The sequence below is a fragment of the Bradyrhizobium sp. MI1.10 genome (assembly GCF_055811035.1).
Map to the genome: position 1 here is coordinate 1 of NZ_JBVVPN010000121.1, position 1,830 is coordinate 1,830.

A 1,830-nucleotide genomic window follows, 5' to 3' on the forward strand; every position below is an offset into this window, starting at 1 on the left:
GCCGCTTGTCACGCTCAGAGCGCCGTACTTCAACGCGTTAGTAGCAAGCTCGTGGACCGCCAAGGACAGGGCGAGCGCCTGTCGTGATTTCAGAACAAGTGGAGGACCGGAAATCGTAATCCGGTCTTCGCCTGTTCTGTACGGGCTCAGGGCAGTATTGATCACATCTCGCAGTGGGGCAGCAGCCCAATTTGCCGCAGTAAGCAAGTCGTGCGCTCGTCCGAACGCGGCAAGTCGCCCCTGATACTTTTCAAGATCGGCCTTGCTCGATACGTCACGAAATGTTTGGCTGGCAACAGCACTGAGAACGGCAAGGGTGTTCTTGACGCGGTGTTTTAGCTCTTCATTGATGAGGTTTAGAGCTTCTCTTGCCATGTGCTCGGAGGTGACGTCCCTGCAGACAACGAGTACGCCGCCGACTTTGTCTTCGAGGTCGATCGGACCGAAGCTATAGGTCCACCAGACATTCTCGCGGTGGCCGTGTCGGGTTACAGGCACTAATTGATCCTCATGCCAGGTCGCCCCCTTACCTGCCATAACATATTCAATCTGGGAGCCGATGATGTCCCATATTTCAGCCCAACATTCACGGCCCCGCGCTCCCAACGCGCTCGGATGCCGCTCGGGGCCCATCGTTTCGCGATAAGCGTCATTATAGAACTGGATGAGGTCCGATCCCCACCAAATGAACATCGGGTGGCGCGAGGTGAGAACGAGCCGGACCGTAACCCGAAGACTTTGCGGCCAGGCTTCGGGGGAGCCGAGCGATGTTTTTGACCAATCAAACGCTCTCGTCAGAGAGCCCATCTCGCCGCCGCCCGACAAGAAATGGTTACCTGCGTCCCTTCCCATAAGCGCAACTCCACTAAGACGTTGCTGGCAAGCCTAAAGCCATAGCTCGCAAAAATACAATGCCGATAGTGGGTTCAATAACGTCTGTCGCGCGATAGGCGAGCTGCTTCCGCTCTGCTCGTATGAACGGACAGCCCGAGGAACCCTCGCTTTCGCATACGTGCGAACAAGCGAACTTCACTGAGATGCCATCAAACGGATGTGGTGATTGTCCGGCGCCTAACCGGTGCCGGCTTCTGGGCGGCGACGCTCGTCTAATTCTCCGAAGGTAACGACACCACTACGCGCGCCGCGGCAGCTCGTCATAGGTCTCCGGAAATGTGGAGGAGCTTGTCGCTTGTCCTGGGATACCAAACTGGCTGAGGCTCCGGCAAGACGCCGTCGGCTTTAAATGATCGCGGGCGGGCGGACCTCCGGCCCTGGAGGGTGCAAAGTCCCCGAAACCCATTCACACAACGTGCCAAGGTTCATGTGCGATCGCGGAACAGCCTTTGGAACCATCGGTTCCGAATTGACTTGGTTTGATCCACCGGTCTTCGCCGGATGCTTACGATTCAATCCCGCTTGCTCACTGATCATGGCGACCACGATCCTGGCGCGTACGCTCGCCCCGATCCGGGACCGGCGCAACGATGCGTCGATAAGGTAACTTGGACGGGACGCTTCTTGGTGTCGCATTGCGCTGCGACCATTCAGACGGCAAGCGGACCCGGGCGGCAAGAACTCACGTCTAAGGATTGCCAGGACATTCAGCGCACTAGCTGAGTGGAAAGTAATCCGGATCAGAAAAGGAAGCAGGATCGCTTCCGGCACCAATTGCACGATACGGAGCAAGAAAATGCCCGCGAACAGCGGGCATTTCGCTTCTCACACGAGCCTTGGTGGTCTGTCGTCTCTCAGTAGTCGTCCGTGAACAAGGCTCTAAGCGATTGAGCAGGAGTCAGTTTTCCGGTTGCGGCGGCATTTGAGATTGCAGGG

General features: G+C 57.2%; 1 protein-coding gene. It reads right to left on the reverse strand.

What is annotated here, in order from left to right:
* Nucleotides 1–852: sensor histidine kinase (locus tag AC0L3K_RS40460; RefSeq protein WP_473368191.1), on the reverse strand; the 852-nt coding region annotated here is incomplete at its 3' end.
* Nucleotides 853–1,830: the final 978 nt, after the last annotated feature.